The organism is Streptomyces sp. MA5143a, assembly GCF_900290235.1.
Classification (GTDB): domain Bacteria; phylum Actinomycetota; class Actinomycetes; order Streptomycetales; family Streptomycetaceae; genus Streptomyces.
Genome location: NZ_OLMK01000083.1, coordinates 19,292 through 34,517, shown reverse-complemented (window position 1 = coordinate 34,517; position 15,226 = coordinate 19,292). Strand labels below are relative to the sequence as shown.

Here is a 15,226-nt window from a genome sequence, read left to right as displayed (position 1 = left end):
AGCGGCCGGGACACCCGTCCTCGGGTGTCCCGGCCGCGGTCCCCCGGACTTCCTTTACCGGCTGTGATCCCTACCTTCCCCGAGAGGCGCCGGACAGGCGGGGCATCGCGATGCCCGCCAGCAAGGCACCGGGCACGGCCAGGGCCAGCCAGACGGCGGTGGCCGTGTCACCGCCGATGAGGGTGGTGAAGTTGGCGATGATCAGCCAGATGGCTCCCGCGAGACCGGCGGCGCCCAGGGCCGGGGCGATCAGCGTGTTCCACTTCCGGGTGTCGCCGATCCTACGGAAGTACACGATGACCGACACCGAGGTCAGGAAGTACAGAAGCATGATCGCGAGCACCGCGAGACCGCTGAGCCAGGAGAACAGCGTGAGGACCGGGTCCTTGCCGGCCAGCGCGAACGGGAACACCAGCAGTGCGGCGATCACGGTCTGGACGGCACCGGCCAGCCACGGCGACTGCCTGCCGTTGAGGGCGCTCAGCCGGTGCGGCAGCAGTCCTTCCCGCCCGAGGGAGAACAGATAGCGGTTGGCCGAGTTGTGGAAGGCCAGGATGCTGGCGAAGAGCGACGTGGCCAGCAGGATCGGCAGTGCGTCCCCCGCCCACGCACCGAGTTCGTCGGACACGGGGCCGGCGACGAAGCTCGCCCCGTCCCCGGACTCCAGTGCCTTGCCGGCGGCGGCGGCACTGGACGAGGGGCCGTGCGCGGAGACCAGCATCCAGGTGGTGAAGGCGAAGAACGCGGTGACGAGAACGACCGCGAGGTAGGTCGCCCGGGGGACCGTCCGGTGCGGCTCGCGCGCCTCCTCGCCGTAGATCGCCGTCGCCTCGAAGCCGAACATCGACGCCACCGCGAACATCAGCGCCACGCCGGGCGCGCCGTCGAGCGCCGCGGACAGTGAGAAGGAGGAGCCGGGGGCCAGTCCTTCCGGCCCGCCGCCCGTCAGGAGGACCACCACGCCGAAGAGCAGCAGCAGACTGGTCTCCGCCAGGACGAACACCGCGAGCACCTTGGCGCCCACGTCGACGCCGGTCGCACCGAGCGCCTGCACGATCACCATCGTGACGAGGGCGATCAGCCACCAGGGCACGTCCCACCCCAGGTACTGCTGCGTCAGACCGTTCATGACGGATCCGAACAGCCCGTACACCGCGGCCTGGATGGTGTGGTAAGCGAGCAGCGCGACCCCCGCGCTGCCGGCGCCGACCGTACCGCCGAGCCCCTTGCCGACGTACGCGTAGAAGGCACCGGCGTCGACCACGTGCCGGCCCATCGCGACGTAGCCGACCGAGAAGAGCAGGACGACCACTCCGGCCACCACGTACATGGCGGGTGCGCCCGGACCGTTGCCGAGGGCTATGGCGACGGGCGCCGCCCCGGCGACACCGGTGAGCGGTGCCTGCGCGGAGAGAACGAAGAAAAGGATGCCCAGAACGCCGAGCGCGTTCTGCTTGAGGGAACCGCTGGCCACGTAGCCGTCGCCGGCCTGGCGCCGAGTTCTGGACGCGCTTGTAGACATACCTCACCTGTCGGGCGGAAGAGAGAGGGTGTTGTTTCGGCTCAAACGAGCTGCCTCATGCTTGCCCTGCCTCGCTCCTCTGGCAAGGGGTCGACGCGGATAGAGCCACAGATTGTCGAGCGAGTTGTGACTACGTGTGCCCGCCAGGCATCCGGTTCACCCGATTCCGGGCCGGTAAGGCCGGGTTTCCTCGACCCCGGCCCGGCGGTGCAGCAGGGCGCGCATGTCGGCCACGAGCTCGCTAGTCCACGCGCACCGTCGTCACGCTCGACACCGACAGGTGGACCGGCAGGGCACCCGTGTTCACCTGGGCGGCCAACTGCTGGGCCTCCTGCTTGGTGAAGCTGCCGGAGATCTCCGCCTTGCCGCCGGTGATCGCGCTGCTCACGCTGGGGGCGGACACGACGATGCCGTCGAGGACGATGGCGAACTGGTTCTGCGGCGGGGGCTGCGTCGACAACCGCCCGGTGATGTCGGCGAACTTCGCCCCGCCCGCCGCGGTGAAGTCCAGCTTCACGTACCAGCCGCTGCCGCGCTTCGCGTCGTACGCGGCCTCGGCCTCGGACAGGTCCGTACCGGCCACCTCGGCCGGTCCGAGCTGGTACGTGGAGACGGTGCCCTGGTACTCCCCGCACGCGGTGAGCGGCTCCGACGGGGAAGCCTCCATCGCGCCCGGGCACTTCTCCACACCCGTCTCGGCGGCCGTGGTCCGCACCGGCCGGAACGCCAGCTCCGCCGGCTGCCCGAGCGCCTCCAACGTCTCCCGCCGGGCGGCCGGACCGGACACCGTGATCTGGCTCTTGTCCTCGACGGTCACCTTCACGCCACCCAGCCCGGCCTTCACCGCCCGTTCCCGGATCAGCTCGGCGGTCCGCTCCAACGCCTGCGCGCTCACGGGCTCCTGCGGCATGAACGTCACGTCGGCCCGCCCACCCCCGGCCTTCCCGGAGGTCGACGCGGATGCCGACGCGGACGCCGACTTCCCCGGCTTCCCCGACCGAGGCCGGTCCGCGTCACCCGAGCCACCCGACCCACTGCACCCGCACACCAGCGCGACCAGACACGCCACCCCTAGCACCCTGCGCAACGCCATCCCGTCCCCCATCCCCCGACGCTCCATGACCGCCCATCGTGGCACGAAGAACCCCCAACGGGGCACCCTTACACCAACTGCCACCAAGCACTCAACACGGCAGCCGTCCCTGCGCGTTGACCTGCCGCACCCGAGCGCGCAGCACGTCTCCCGGCGCGGCCTCCCGCAGCGAGCCGGGAGGGCAGTCCCACTCCCGGCCACCGCCGACGGGTCTCAACTGGACGTAGCCGCCCTCCTCCCCCATCACCTCGCCGAGCCGCCCGTCCCGTACGTCCACGGCGTACGACCGCCGCGCGGTCACGTCTCGGCCGCCTTGCGCAGGACGGCGGCGAGCCGGGCGGCGACGGTCATGTTGCAGCAGCCCAGCCGCACGAGGGGGAACGGCTGGTCGCTCGCGCCGGTCACCGGGTCGATACCCAGCGACGGCAGGATGATCCCGACGGCGCGCAGGGCCTGGTCGAGTTGCTCGACGGCCTCCTCGGTCGTCAGGGCGAGAATCCGTTCCGGGCGCCGCCGTCCGTTCGCCGCGGCTGTTCTGTTCTCCACGGCCACTTCCTCCACGCTGGGTTGCAGATTCACCACACAGCGTGGTCGAGGGGTGTCTAGCCTGGCCAGATACGACGCCCCAACAGGGGGACTGCTGGACAGGGGAGCACGACCACGCCCGGACCGAAGGACCTCGACCCGTCGTCATCACCCCGCGCGCTCCTGGGCGCGGAGCTGCGCCACGCCAGGGAGAAGGCGGGCCTGAGCCAGGAGGACCTGGGCCAACGGTTGTTCGTGAGCGGCTCGTTCGTGGGCCAGCTGGAGTCGGCGGTACGGCGCATGCAGCCGGAGATCGCGCGGCCGATCGACCTCGCGCTCGACACGGGGGACTTCTTCTTACGGAACTGCAAGGCAGCGTCCAAGTCCCGATACCCCGAGCACTTCGCGGAGGCGGCAGAGGCGGAGGCACGGGCTACGGCGATCAGGGAGTACGCGCCGGTGCTGATCCCCGGGCTGGTGCAGACGGCCGCCTATGCACGGGCCGTGAACCGCGCCTACGCCCCCACGGCCCCGGAGGAGGTCATCGACGGGTGGGTGGAGGGCCGTATGGCACGGGCCCGTCTACTTGATGACCCAACAAAACCATTGCTGTGGGTGGTGCTTGACGAAGCGTCGCTGCGGCGGGAAACCGGCGGCCGAGCCGTCATGGCGGCAGCCCTGACCCACGTCGCGAGTCTGGCACGCAGGAGCCGGGTCATCGTGCAGGTACTACCGTTCAGCGCGGGAGCGCACACAGCCATGGAGGGCGCCCTGAAGCTCATGGAGTTCGACGACGCGCCTCCGCTGGTCTACTTCGAAGGCGTGCGCGTGGGACGGCTGGAGGACGACCCGGCCCTCGTCAACCAGCTCAGGCTCACGTTTGAACTGCTCGCGGCCTCCGCTCTCCCGCCTGAGAAGTCCCTGGCCCTGATCGAGGCGTTGGCGCAGGATTATGCCCATGAGGACAATGCCTGACTTCGACCTGACCACCGCCATATGGCACAAGTCGAGCTACAGCGGCGGTGGCGGTGGCAACTGCCTGGAGGTCGCTCGCTGGCGCAAGTCGACGTACAGCGGCGGCGGCGGGGACAACTGCCTCGAAGTCGGCGACGGCCTCCCCGCTGTCATCCCCGTCCGCGACTCAAAGACCCCCCTCGGCCCGGCGCTCGTGTTCCGGGCCGAGGCGTGGTCCCTGTTCGTCGAAGACCTGAGGCGGCGCTAGGGCGTGTTGCGAAAGTCCCGTCTGCCCTTCGGGCAGACGACGCTACTTTCGCAACGCGCCCTAGGCGAAGACGGCCTCCGCCAGCCGCGTGACCTGGTCGGGGTCGGCCGCCCAGCAGTAGAGGATCACCTCGTCCGCCCCGATCCCCGCGTATCCGGCGACCGCCGCCCGGATCGCGTCCGGCGTGGTGAGGAGCCCCTCCGCCATGTACGCGGCGCGCCCCGTGAACGCGTAGTAGCGCAGCAGGTTCGCGCGGGCGTCGGCCACCACGGACGGCGCCCCCAGCGCGACGCTCGCCTGGGCCACGAGCTTCGGGCGCCCCTCCCTGCCGTACTTCTCCCACGCCGTCTCGACGTCGCGGAACATCCGGTCCATGTACGCCGGGGGCAGCGCCGCCCCGAGGAAGCCGTCGCCCCACCGGGCGACGCGTTCGAGCGCGGCGGGGGCGAAGCCGCCGAAGAGGACCTCGGGGCCGCCGGGGGTGGCGGGCAGTGGCCCGACCGCGCCGACGCCCTCGGCGTACGGTCGGCCGGCCCACGCCCACCTCAACTGCTCCATCTGCTCGTCGAGTCGGCGTCCGCGCCGCCGGATGTCGATGCCCGCGACCCGGCAGTCGTCCTCGCGCCCGCCGATCCCGATGCCGAGCGTGAAGCGCCCGCCGGACATCCGGTCGAGCGTGGCCGTCTGCTTGGCGAGGATCGCGGTGTTGTAGTGCGGGGCGAGGAGCACCTCGGTCTGGACGCGGACACGGCTCGTCGCCCCGGCGAGGGCGGACAGCGCGACCAACGGGTCGGGGTTGTCGTAGACGAGACGGTCGAGGATGCCGAGCGTCGAGAAGGGCGAGTCGTCGGCGAGCCGGGCCCAGGTCAGCAGTCCGGCGGGATCGTCGACGGGCAGCCCGAGCCCGACGGGCACGGAAGCGGACTTGGACGCAGGCGCGGACACGGGTACGGAAACGGGGCTCATGGCAGAGCACTCCTGAACGGTAGAAGGGCAGGGCAAAGTCACTGCCGCCCCTCCATGGCCCGCGCCGTCTCGCGCGGTTGCTCCCGTTCTGCGGCGTACTTCTGGGGAGCGCGTTCGTCAGAGTGCGCCCACCGTACGCGGGAGCCGCCCCACCCAGCGAGCGAATTAACGGCCCGCCAAGCCGCCCCGAGGCTCAAGCCCCGAGCTTCGAGCCCTCTTTTCAAGGAATGGGAGGTGGGCCCCAACCCACCCTCCCACCCGGCATGTTGACGTCCCGCGTTCAAGTTGCCACGCACCGTGATCGTGCTGATAGCGTGCGCGCAGACAAAACAGCCCCCGCCAGGTGCTACCAACACCTGCGGGGGCCTGACCTACAAGATCGAAGAGAAAGTTCGATCCCATGGCTGACGCCAAGCTTAGTAGCGCTCCCCTGCCCGCGCACGCTTCCCCGCTCGGGTCGTCCCACCCCATGGCCAACCCGGGCTACGGCAAGCGCGCCGCCCCCGGCCAACACCCCCGCTCCGCGCACGACTTCGCGCACCTCCCGCCCCGCGAAGCCGCGATCGCCGCGTACATCGACCGCCTCCCCGACGGCGCCGACATCTCCGTGAAGACGCTGGCCAAGACGCTCCCGTACGGCCAGTGCGCGCTGCGTACGGCCCTCAACAGGCTCCAAGAGGCCGGTCACTTGCGCCGGGGGCGCGAACATCTGACCGCCGAGTCGGGCAGTACCCGCTGGATCACCCGATCGTGGTTCTCCCGAACCGCGCGGGACGACGGCTGGTGGGCAAGCTTCACGCGGGGCGGCGTCCCGGAGGCGCAGCGGGAGGACCCCGAGCGGGCCCGTCCGACCCGGTCCCGGGCCCACATCCTGCTCGCGGCCCTCGGCCGTACGACCCCGTCCCTGTCCCTCTCCCAGGCGGACTGCGCGGCCCTGGCCCCGCTCCTCCTCCCCTGGTTCGAGCGCGGCGCCACGGACGAGACGATCCACCAGGCCCTCACCACGGGCCTCCCCACCCCGGTCCACAGCCCGGCGGCCCTCCTCCGCACCCGCCTCACCAGCAAGCTGCCACCTGAGCCGGAACCGGAGCGGGAACGGGGGCCGGAGCCCGTACGGCCACCGCTCCGCATGCTGGAGTGCGCCACCTGCCGCACCCCGGGCCGCCCCGAGGCCCTGCCGGGCGGCACCTGCGGCGCCTGCCGGGGCGAACGCGCCCTCACGCGCCACAAGGCGCCCCTCTCATCTGCCTCGGTCCACGCCCGCGCGGCGGAGATCCGTGCGGCGATGTCCCTGAAGCCACGAGAGAGGACACCCGTATGACCGCTCCTACGGTCCGCCGCCACCATGCCGGGGCACGATGGGAGGAAGGAGGCGACACCATGACCCCTGACACCGCTGAGCACCCGCAGATGTCCGTCGAGGACTTCGAGGAACTCGTCCGCAGGGCCCCCAGGGAGCTGCGGAACCGGCTGGAGTTCCTCGGCGGGAGGCTGTGCGTCCGGCACGGCCCGCTCGACGTCGACGAGTTCGAGGAACTGGCCGCCGCGGCCCCGGAAACCGTACGGCTCGAGTACATCAGCGGAAAGGTAGTAGTCAAGGCCATGCCGGACGGCAACCACGGCGAGATCTTCATGTGGCTGCTGCGCCAGTGCATGCAGCAGCGCCCCGAGCTGAACCTCATGCCCGAGCGGGGCGTCAAGGCCGAGGCGTACCGCAAGGGCCGCGCCCTCACGGACGGCTTCCTGGCGCCAGAGGGCCACTTCAGGGGCCACGGAAACTGGTCCGACCCCGACGGCGCCCTCATGGCCGTCGAGATCACCTCCCACGACCGTGACACCGACCGCCGCGACCGCGTCGACAAGCCCGTCGGGTACGCGGCGGCCGAGATCCCCGTCTATCTCCTCATCGACCGGGACTACCACACGGTCATCGTGTTCAGCGAACCGAAGGACGGCCGGTACCAGCAGACCGACTCCCACCCGTGGGGCGCGACCGTGGAGATCCCCGCTCCCGTCGGCATCACACTGGAAACCGAGAAGCTCAAGGACTACGCGGACTGACCGGCCCGGCCCCTCAGCCGCCTACTTGAACGGCACGTTCACGCAGGCCAGCCGGGCACCCGCCGTGCCCGCGTGCCCCTCGTGCGTGGCCGTGCTCTTCTCGTGCAGCACCACCGAACGCGCCCCGCCCGCCCGGAACCGCCAGTCCACCGTGGCGATCGCACGCGCCGAGCCGTCCTTGTTGGTGTTGACGTCCAGCCACACCTCGTTGTCGGGGTTGGCGAACTCCGGGTCGACGGACGGCTGCACCGGGTCGGCCTGGTCCTGGTAGTGCGGCCCGGCGTCGGCGGGCAGCCTGCCGCACGGCTTGGTGTGGACGTGAGCGCCGTACGCGCGGTTCGCGACCAGGTCACGCAGCCGCAGTTCGATCCGTGTGCCGCCGTCGCGCCGCAGTTCCTCCTTGACCTGGACGCGGGCGCCGAGCGGCGCGAGCGTGGTGTCGTAGGTGACCGCCGGTGCCACGTCCGCGGTGGCCGCCGGAGCGAGGACCGACCTCACGACGATCTTGACCACGGGCTGCTTCTTCGACTCACTGGCGTTCGCGCCGGCCGCGATGCCGAGACCGCCGGCGACCGCGCCGACGGCGGCGACGGCCGCGATGAGCCGCTTGCGCTTCAGGGTGAGCTTGTGTCGTGCCATGAGCTTGTCTCGTCCCGTTCGTGGGGGGGATGAAGGGGAGCGGTCGCGCAACAAAAAGGCACCTCAACTGCCGCTCATGGGCTGGCAGTTGAGGTGCCCGTGCGACGCTGCGCCCACGACACTACAGCGACGGATTCAGCGGAATTGGATCACTACCGCCGGGTACTGGGGAGACTTGGCGAAAAGTCCGGGCCCGGTGGCATGCTCAGCTCAGCGAGCCCAGGGCGGCCGGCTCGAACGCCTTCAGCTCGTCGAAGCGGCCGTCGAGCACCTTCGCCGCCCACTCCGGGTCCTGGAGCAGCGCGCGGCCCACGGCGACGAGGTCGAACTCCTCGGCCTCCAGACCGTCGAGCAGGTCGTCGATGGCCTTGGTCGAGGAACTCTCGCCGGCGAACGCGGCGATGAACTCGCCGTCGAGACCGACCGAGCCGACCGTGATGGTGGGCTTGCCGGTGAGCTTCTTCGTCCAGCCCGCGAGGTTCAGCTCGGAGCCCTCGAACTCCGCCTGCCAGTAGCGGCGCGTCGAGGCGTGGAACGCGTCGACACCGGCCGCGACGAGCGGGCTCAGCAGCGCCTCCAGCTCCTGGGGCGTCTGGGCGAGGCGCGCGTCGTACGCCTCCTGCTTCCACTGCGAGTAGCGGAAGATGACGGGGAAGTCGGGGGACACGGAGGCCCGTACGGCCGCCACGATCTCGGCCGCGAACTTGGTGCGGGCGACGAGGTCACCGCCGTAGGCGTCGGTGCGGCGGTTGGTGCGCTCCCAGAGGAACTGGTCGACGAGGTAGCCGTGGGCGCCGTGGATCTCGACGCCGTCCATGCCGACGCGCTCGGCGTCGGCGGCGGACCGCGCGAACGCGGCCACGACCTCGTCGATGTCGGCCTGCGTCATGGCGCGGCCGCCCTCGGCGGGCGTGCCGTCGACCCGCAGACCGGAGGGGCCGAGGACCGGGGCGTCGGGGAAGAGCTTGCCCTGCTGGCGGACGGTGCCGATGTGCCACAGCTGCGGCACGATCGTGCCGCCGCCGGCGTGCACGGCCTCGGCGACCTTCGCCCATCCGGCGAGCTGCTCCTCACCGGCGAAGCGCGGCACGCCGTCCAGGTCACCGGCCGTCTCGTGTCCGACATAGGTGCCCTCGGTCACGATCAGGCCGACGCCCGCGGCGGCCCGCCGGCCGTAGTACGAGGCGACGTCCGCACCCGGCACACCGCCGGGCGAGAAGACCCGCGTCATGGGAGCCATGGCGATCCGGTTCGGAACGGTCAGACCGTTGATCCTGACGGGCCGGGAGAGAACGTCGGCGGCACGGGAGGTGGACGCGGTGGTCACGTGGGGACTCCTCGGTGAGGTCGGTGCGCTATATGCATGTGCATGGATCGCTCTACTCGTCAACCTCCCCGCCCGCCACGGCATTCCGCCGAGGACCCGCGGCCTGTGTGACCCCGGACACGCCCGAGGGCGGCACCCCCTGTCGGAACAGGGAGTGCCGCCCTCGGTACTGACGGACCGGGTCCGAACCTTCTCTCTACGAGGAGGCTCAGAAGTCCATGTCACCGCCCGGCATGCCGCCACCGGCGGGCGCGGCGGCCTTCTCCGGCTTGTCGGCGATGACGGCCTCGGTGGTGAGGAACAGCGCGGCGATGGACGCGGCGTTCTGCAGGGCGGAACGCGTCACCTTCGCCGGGTCGATGATGCCGGAGGCGATCATGTCGACGTACTCACCGGTCGCGGCGTTCAGGCCGTGGCCGACCTGGAGGTTGCGGACCTTCTCCACGACGACGCCACCCTCGAGACCACCGTTGACGGCGATCTGCTTGAGCGGGGCCTCCAGGGCGAGCTTCACGGCGTTGGCGCCGGTCGCCTCGTCACCCTCCAGCTCCAGCTTCTCGAAGACCTGGGAGGCCTGGAGCAGGGCCACGCCACCACCGGCGACGATGCCCTCCTCGACGGCCGCCTTCGCGTTGCGGACGGCGTCCTCGATGCGGTGCTTGCGCTCCTTGAGCTCGACCTCGGTCGCGGCACCGGCCTTGATGACGGCCACGCCGCCCGCGAGCTTCGCCAGGCGCTCCTGGAGCTTCTCGCGGTCGTAGTCGGAGTCGCTGTTCTCGATCTCGGCGCGGATCTGGTTCACGCGGCCGGCGACCTGGTCGGCGGAGCCGGACCCGTCGACGATCGTGGTCTCGTCCTTGGTGATGACGACCTTGCGGGCGCGGCCCAGGAGGTCCAGGGTCGCGTTCTCCAGCTTGAGGCCGACCTCCTCGGAGATGACCTCGCCGCCCGTGAGGATGGCGATGTCGCCGAGCATGGCCTTGCGGCGGTCACCGAAGCCCGGGGCCTTGACGGCGACGGACTTGAAGGTGCCACGGATCTTGTTGACGACCAGGGTCGACAGGGCCTCGCCCTCGACGTCCTCGGCGATGATCAGCAGCGGCTTGCCCGACTGCATGACCTTCTCCAGGAGCGGGAGCAGGTCCTTGACGTTGGAGACCTTGGAGTTGGCGATGAGGATGTAGGGGTCCTCGAGCACCGCCTCCATGCGCTCCATGTCGGTGGCGAAGTACGCCGAGATGTAGCCCTTGTCGAAGCGCATGCCCTCGGTGAGCTCGAGCTCCAGACCGAAGGTCTGCGACTCCTCGACGGTGATGACGCCTTCCTTGCCGACCTTGTCCATGGCCTCGGCGATCAGCTCGCCGATCTGGGTGTCGGCGGCGGAGATGGAGGCCGTGGAGGCGATCTGCTCCTTGGTCTCGACCTCCTTGGCCTGGTCGAGCAGCGCACCGGAGACGGCCTCGACGGCCTTCTCGATACCGCGCTTCAGGGCCATCGGGTTGGCACCGGCGGCGACGTTGCGCAGGCCCTCGCGTACGAGCGCCTGGGCGAGGACGGTCGCGGTGGTCGTACCGTCACCGGCGACGTCGTCCGTCTTCTTGGCGACTTCCTTGACCAGCTCGGCGCCGATCTTCTCGTACGGGTCCTCGAGCTCGATCTCCTTGGCGATGGACACACCATCGTTGGTGATCGTGGGGGCGCCCCACTTCTTCTCGAGGACGACGTTGCGACCCTTGGGGCCGAGCGTCACCTTGACGGCGTCCGCGAGCTGGTTCATGCCGCGCTCGAGGCCGCGCCGCGCCTCCTCGTCGAACGCGATGATCTTGGCCATGTGAAGTGGTCCCTCCAGGACTGGGGGTGATTCCTTCGGACCGCGCCCGCGCCCGCGACGGACGGCTCGCCTGCCTCGTGGTTCCTTGCCCCACCTGGCCTGCGGGCCTCACCGACCCGGTCCTTCGTTGTCACTCTCACCTTCAGAGTGCTAACGCCAATGATTAGCACTCGGCATGGTCGAGTGCAAGCGCCTCCGGATGATCCGCAGGTGAACGCACCCCTACGCGCCCGGTCGGCGCCGCGTCCGCGCGACCACCGGCGGGGCGTTCCGGACACACGTTCCGGACACACGTTCCGGACACGCGGCCCGGACACGCGGAAGGGCCCGCACCCCCAGTACGGGGCGCGGACCCTCCGAGAAGAACGAAGAACGTCGCTGCTAACCGGCGCGTTGCTTCAGCCTGCGAGACGGACCATGTCCGCCTGCGGACCCTTCTGACCCTGCGAGATCTCGAACTCGACCCGCTGGCCCTCTTCCAGGGTGCGGTAACCGTCCATCTGGATCGCGCTGTAGTGGACGAATACATCCGCACCACCGTCGACCGCGATGAAGCCGTACCCCTTCTCCGCGTTGAACCACTTGACGGTGCCCTGAGCCATGCCTAACTCCCCTATTACTGGCCCTTGCACAGATCCACACTTCGCGGACCCGGGTCAGACCTCACCCCCCAACGGTTGGGGGTGTGCGCCGGAACGCGTCGACCGCGGCTGAATGTATCTGCCCAACTGCCGTCTGCAACAGGGCAATCGGACGAGAAAATCTGGACAGGCCCGGTCGGGAATGTACGAACAATTCACCCGAATTCAGGGCAAGTCGGGCCCCATAAAAGGCGCGAAATACGCAAATGCCCTACAGACTTTGGCTACTTCATATAGGGCGTGCGGCGCGATTGGATATGCACCCGGCATGAAATCACAACGGCAAGCGGGCCGGGTTCCCCAACTGTACCGTGCTCAACCATAGAGAATTGCCCCCTCCGCTTCTCTCACGGAGGGGGCAATTCGATGAACAATCCGTAATCAAGGTTACCGACGGTTACTACCGACGGGTACGGAACGGTGATCAGCCGCCGGCGACGGCCGGGATGATCGACACGCCCGCACCGTCCGGCGTGGCCGTCTCCAGCCCCTGCTCGAACCGCACGTCGTCGTCGTTCACGTAGACGTTCACGAACCGCCGCAGCTTCCCCTGGTCGTCGAGGACGCGCGCGGCGATCCCGGTGTGGTTCTTCTCCAGGTCCGCGATGACCTCGGCGAGGGTGGCGCCTTCGGCCTGGACCTCGGCCTGACCGCCGGTGTAGGTGCGAAGGATGGTGGGGATGCGAACGCTGACGCTCATGACTGGTGACCTCCGGGTGTGTGCGGCAGAGCTGAGGGGGCGCGGGGCCGGGTGGTTACGCGAGCCCGGCGTCGCGGAACGAGTCGAGGTTGGGACGGATGGTCGCGGTGAGCCCCGTCCCGGCGACCGCGTCCAGCGTCTTGAGACCGTCACCGGTGTTCAGAACGACGGTCGTCAGCGCCGGGTCCAGCAGCCCGTTCTCGATCAGCTTCTTCGTGACGCCGACGGTCACGCCACCCGCGGTCTCCGCGAAGATCCCCTCGGTACGGGCGAGCACCTTGATCGCGTCGACGATCTGCTCGTCGGTCACGTCCTCCACGGCCCCGCCGGTGCGCCGGGCGATGTCGAGGACGTACGGCCCGTCCGCCGGGTTGCCGATGGCCAGCGACTTGGCGATCGTGTCGGGCTTCTGCGGCCGGACGACGTCGTGGCCCGCCTTGTACGCGACGGACACCGGCGAGCAACCCTCGGCCTGCGCGCCGAAGATCTTGTACGGCTTGTCCTCGACGAGTCCGAGCTTGATCAGCTCCTGGAGCCCCTTGTCGATCTTCGTGAGCTGCGAGCCGGAGGCGATCGGCACGACCAGCTGGTCCGGCAGCTTCCAGCCGAGCTGCTCGCAGATCTCGTACGCGAGGGTCTTGGAGCCCTCCGCGTAGTACGGCCGCAGGTTGACGTTCACGAAGCCCCAGCCCTCGCCGGCCGGGTCGCCGATCAGCTCGGAGCAGAAGCGGTTCACGTCGTCGTAGTTGCCCTCGATGCCGACCAGCTCACCGCCGTAGACGGCGGCCATGACGACCTTGCCCTGCTCCAGGTCGTGCGGGATGAACACGCAGGAGCGGAAGCCCGCGCGGGCTGCGGCGGCACCGACGGCGCCGGCGAGGTTGCCGGTGGAGGAGCAGGACAAGGTGGTGAAGCCGAAGGCGCGCGCGGCTTCCAGGGCCTGGGCGACCACACGGTCCTTGAAGGAGTGCGTCGGGTTGCCGGAGTCGTCCTTGATGTAGAGGCCGCCGGTGACACCCAGCTCACGGGCGAGGTTGTCGGCCTTGACGAGGTGGGTCCAGCCGGGGTTCAGGTTCGGCTTGGTCGCCACGTCGGCGGGGACGGGCAGCAGGGGGGCGTACCGCCAGATGTTCGCGGGACCGGCCTCGATCCGCTTGCGCAGCTCCTCCGTGTCGTAGGCGGAGTAGTCGTACGCGATCTCGAGCGGGCCGAAACACTCCTCGCAGGCGAAGACCGGTCCGAGGGGGACGCGGTGACCGCACTCGCGACAGCTCAGGGCGGCGGCGGGGCCGAGGTCGACGCTCTTGGCGACACCGTCGGTGATGGTGGATTCGGTGGCAACAGTCTGCGCAGCCATGTGAGGCGAGGCCCTTTCTCCTCATCTTCCTCACGACGCATCTCGTCGTGAGACGGATTTGGCACCTTCCCTAGCCGGACCTCGCCACGGCGACGTGACAAGACAGCTGGAGGGTTGCCGGGGCTTCATCGGGCCGTATCCCTCTGCCCCTCTGGATGAGCGGTATTTGGTTGTATACGCACACGAGCACCGACATGCGATGGTCATCAGCGTTGTTCAAGACTGTAACCGAAGGCCAGGACAGTTGAGAGAGCCGTCCGAACCGCGAGATGAACGCAGAGGAGCCGCGCACTGTGCTGAAGGAAGTCGAGCGCTGGCTGAGCACCCGCTCCTGGTCCGTGACCGATCGCCCGCTCCACGGGATCCTTGCCGCGAAACGGGCCTCCGGCCAGACCGTCAGTGTCGTCCTGCCCGCGCTGAACGAGGAGGAGACGGTCGGTGACATCGTCGCCGTCATCCGCCACGACCTCATGGAACAGGTCCCGCTCGTCGACGAGGTCGTCGTCGTGGACTCCGGATCGACCGACCGCACCTCCGAGGTCGCGGCGGCGGCCGGGGCGCGGGTCGTCCACCGCGACGACATCCTGCCGCGCCTGCCCGCCGTGCCCGGCAAGGGCGAGGTCCTGTGGCGGTCGCTGCTGGTCACGACCGGTGACATCGTCTGCTTCATAGACGCGGACCTCAAGGAGTTCTCCTCCGACTTCGTCTCCGGGATCGTCGGCCCGCTGCTCACCGACCCCGGCGTCGACCTGGTCAAGGCGATGTACGACCGCCCGCTCGGCACGGCCGCCGGCCAGGGCGGCCGGGTGACCGAACTCATGGCCCGCCCCCTGCTCAACATGCACTGGCCCCAGCTGGCGGGCTTCGTCCAGCCGCTGGGCGGCGAGTACGCGGCCCGCCGCTCCCTCCTGGAGCGGCTCCCGTTCCCCGTCGGCTACGGCATCGAACTGGGCATGCTCGTCGACGCGCTCCACCTCGTCGGCCTCGACGCGCTCGCCCAGGTCGATGTGGGCGTCCGCAAACACCGCCACCAGGACGGGCAGGCCCTGGGCCGCATGTCCGCGGCGATCTACCGCACGGCCCAGCTCCGCCTGGCCCGCGGCCACCTGATCCGTCCCGTCCTGACCCAGTTCGAACGCGGCGCGGAGGGGTTCGAGCCGCGGACGTACTCGGTGGACCTGGAGGAACGACCGCCGATGGCGGAGATCGCGGAGTACGCGGAGCGGAAGGCGGCGTAGGGGGCGGGGTACGAGTTCGTTGCCGGGTGCGGGTGGGCGGGTCTCCTGAAAAGCACGGGGCGCAGCCCCGGGCGCTTTTCAGGGGCGCGGGGCGGTGACACATG

Annotated in this window: 16 protein-coding genes and 1 riboswitch; of the genes, 5 read left to right on the top strand and 11 right to left on the bottom strand. The window is 69.8% G+C overall.

Annotation, left to right across the window (positions count from 1 at the left end; genetic code table 11):
• Nucleotides 1-70 precede the first annotated feature (70 nt).
• The 4 genes from SMA5143A_RS31695 to SMA5143A_RS31680 all read right to left on the bottom strand — a co-directional run bounded on the left by SMA5143A_RS31695 (nucleotide 71) and on the right by SMA5143A_RS31680 (nucleotide 3,161).
• On the bottom strand, nucleotides 71-1,522 hold the full coding sequence (locus SMA5143A_RS31695; protein WP_107466292.1) for an APC family permease: 1,452 nt from the start codon (nucleotides 1,520-1,522) through the stop codon (nucleotides 71-73).
• 241 nt (nucleotides 1,523-1,763) lie between these two features.
• A complete protein-coding gene (locus SMA5143A_RS31690; protein ID WP_258193848.1) occupies nucleotides 1,764-2,432 on the bottom strand; it encodes a SecDF P1 head subdomain-containing protein in 669 nt (222 codons plus the stop codon).
• 274 nt (nucleotides 2,433-2,706) lie between these two features.
• Nucleotides 2,707-2,916, bottom strand: coding sequence for a hypothetical protein (locus tag SMA5143A_RS31685; protein ID WP_055522103.1), 210 nt, complete (start codon nucleotides 2,914-2,916; stop codon nucleotides 2,707-2,709).
• Nucleotides 2,913-3,161: a hypothetical protein gene (locus tag SMA5143A_RS31680; RefSeq protein ID WP_258193847.1), complete on the bottom strand. Its 249-nt coding sequence runs from the start codon at nucleotides 3,159-3,161 to the stop codon at nucleotides 2,913-2,915. The genes SMA5143A_RS31685 and SMA5143A_RS31680 overlap by 4 nt, the downstream gene beginning before the upstream one ends.
• A 69-nt stretch (nucleotides 3,162-3,230) precedes the next feature.
• Between SMA5143A_RS31680 and SMA5143A_RS31675 the strand changes: the two genes are divergently transcribed.
• Nucleotides 3,231-4,115, top strand: coding sequence for a helix-turn-helix domain-containing protein (locus tag SMA5143A_RS31675; RefSeq protein ID WP_107466289.1), 885 nt, complete (start codon nucleotides 3,231-3,233; stop codon nucleotides 4,113-4,115).
• On the top strand, nucleotides 4,099-4,362 hold the full coding sequence (locus tag SMA5143A_RS31670) for a DUF397 domain-containing protein (protein ID WP_107466288.1): 264 nt from the start codon (nucleotides 4,099-4,101) through the stop codon (nucleotides 4,360-4,362). The genes SMA5143A_RS31675 and SMA5143A_RS31670 overlap by 17 nt, the downstream gene beginning before the upstream one ends.
• Nucleotides 4,363-4,422: 60 nt before the next feature.
• On the opposite strand, the gene SMA5143A_RS31665 is transcribed toward SMA5143A_RS31670, so the two are convergent.
• The gene (locus tag SMA5143A_RS31665) at nucleotides 4,423-5,277 is read right to left on the bottom strand and encodes an LLM class flavin-dependent oxidoreductase (RefSeq protein ID WP_181362091.1); all 855 of its coding nucleotides are present in this window, start codon (nucleotides 5,275-5,277) and stop codon (nucleotides 4,423-4,425) included.
• A gap of 520 nt (nucleotides 5,278-5,797) precedes the next feature.
• On the opposite strand from SMA5143A_RS31665, the gene SMA5143A_RS31660 reads away from it, so the two are divergent.
• Nucleotides 5,798-6,649 (top strand): hypothetical protein, encoded by an 852-nt coding sequence (locus SMA5143A_RS31660; protein ID WP_107466286.1) that lies wholly within the window; start codon nucleotides 5,798-5,800, stop codon nucleotides 6,647-6,649.
• Nucleotides 6,650-6,708: 59 nt separating this feature from the next.
• Nucleotides 6,709-7,389, top strand: a complete 681-nt coding sequence (locus SMA5143A_RS31655) for a Uma2 family endonuclease (protein ID WP_181362089.1) — start codon at nucleotides 6,709-6,711, stop codon at nucleotides 7,387-7,389.
• A gap of 21 nt (nucleotides 7,390-7,410) precedes the next feature.
• Here the strand turns inward: SMA5143A_RS31655 and SMA5143A_RS31650 are convergent, their stop codons facing one another.
• From SMA5143A_RS31650 to thrC, 6 genes are all read right to left on the bottom strand, one after another.
• Entirely contained in the window at nucleotides 7,411-8,028 is a 618-nt protein-coding gene (locus tag SMA5143A_RS31650) for a superoxide dismutase family protein (protein WP_107466285.1), read from the bottom strand.
• Between the two features lie 205 nt (nucleotides 8,029-8,233).
• Nucleotides 8,234-9,355, bottom strand: a complete 1,122-nt coding sequence (locus tag SMA5143A_RS31645) for an NADH:flavin oxidoreductase (protein WP_107466284.1) — start codon at nucleotides 9,353-9,355, stop codon at nucleotides 8,234-8,236.
• Nucleotides 9,356-9,563: 208 nt separating this feature from the next.
• Nucleotides 9,564-11,186, bottom strand: coding sequence for a chaperonin GroEL (groL, locus tag SMA5143A_RS31640; RefSeq protein ID WP_107466283.1), 1,623 nt, complete (start codon nucleotides 11,184-11,186; stop codon nucleotides 9,564-9,566).
• Between the two features lie 398 nt (nucleotides 11,187-11,584).
• Entirely contained in the window at nucleotides 11,585-11,788 is a 204-nt protein-coding gene (locus SMA5143A_RS31635) for a cold-shock protein (protein WP_009339379.1), read from the bottom strand.
• 463 nt (nucleotides 11,789-12,251) lie between these two features.
• Nucleotides 12,252-12,527: a MoaD/ThiS family protein gene (locus SMA5143A_RS31630; RefSeq protein ID WP_055518759.1), complete on the bottom strand. Its 276-nt coding sequence runs from the start codon at nucleotides 12,525-12,527 to the stop codon at nucleotides 12,252-12,254.
• A 55-nt stretch (nucleotides 12,528-12,582) separates the two neighbouring features.
• Entirely contained in the window at nucleotides 12,583-13,884 is a 1,302-nt protein-coding gene (gene thrC, locus SMA5143A_RS31625) for a threonine synthase (RefSeq protein WP_107466282.1), read from the bottom strand.
• Nucleotides 13,885-13,902: 18 nt separating this feature from the next.
• Nucleotides 13,903-14,046: riboswitch (SAM riboswitch) on the bottom strand.
• A 131-nt stretch (nucleotides 14,047-14,177) separates the two neighbouring features.
• On the opposite strand from thrC, the gene SMA5143A_RS31620 reads away from it, so the two are divergent.
• Nucleotides 14,178-15,122: a glucosyl-3-phosphoglycerate synthase gene (locus SMA5143A_RS31620; RefSeq protein ID WP_107466281.1), complete on the top strand. Its 945-nt coding sequence runs from the start codon at nucleotides 14,178-14,180 to the stop codon at nucleotides 15,120-15,122.
• Nucleotides 15,123-15,226 lie beyond the last annotated feature (104 nt).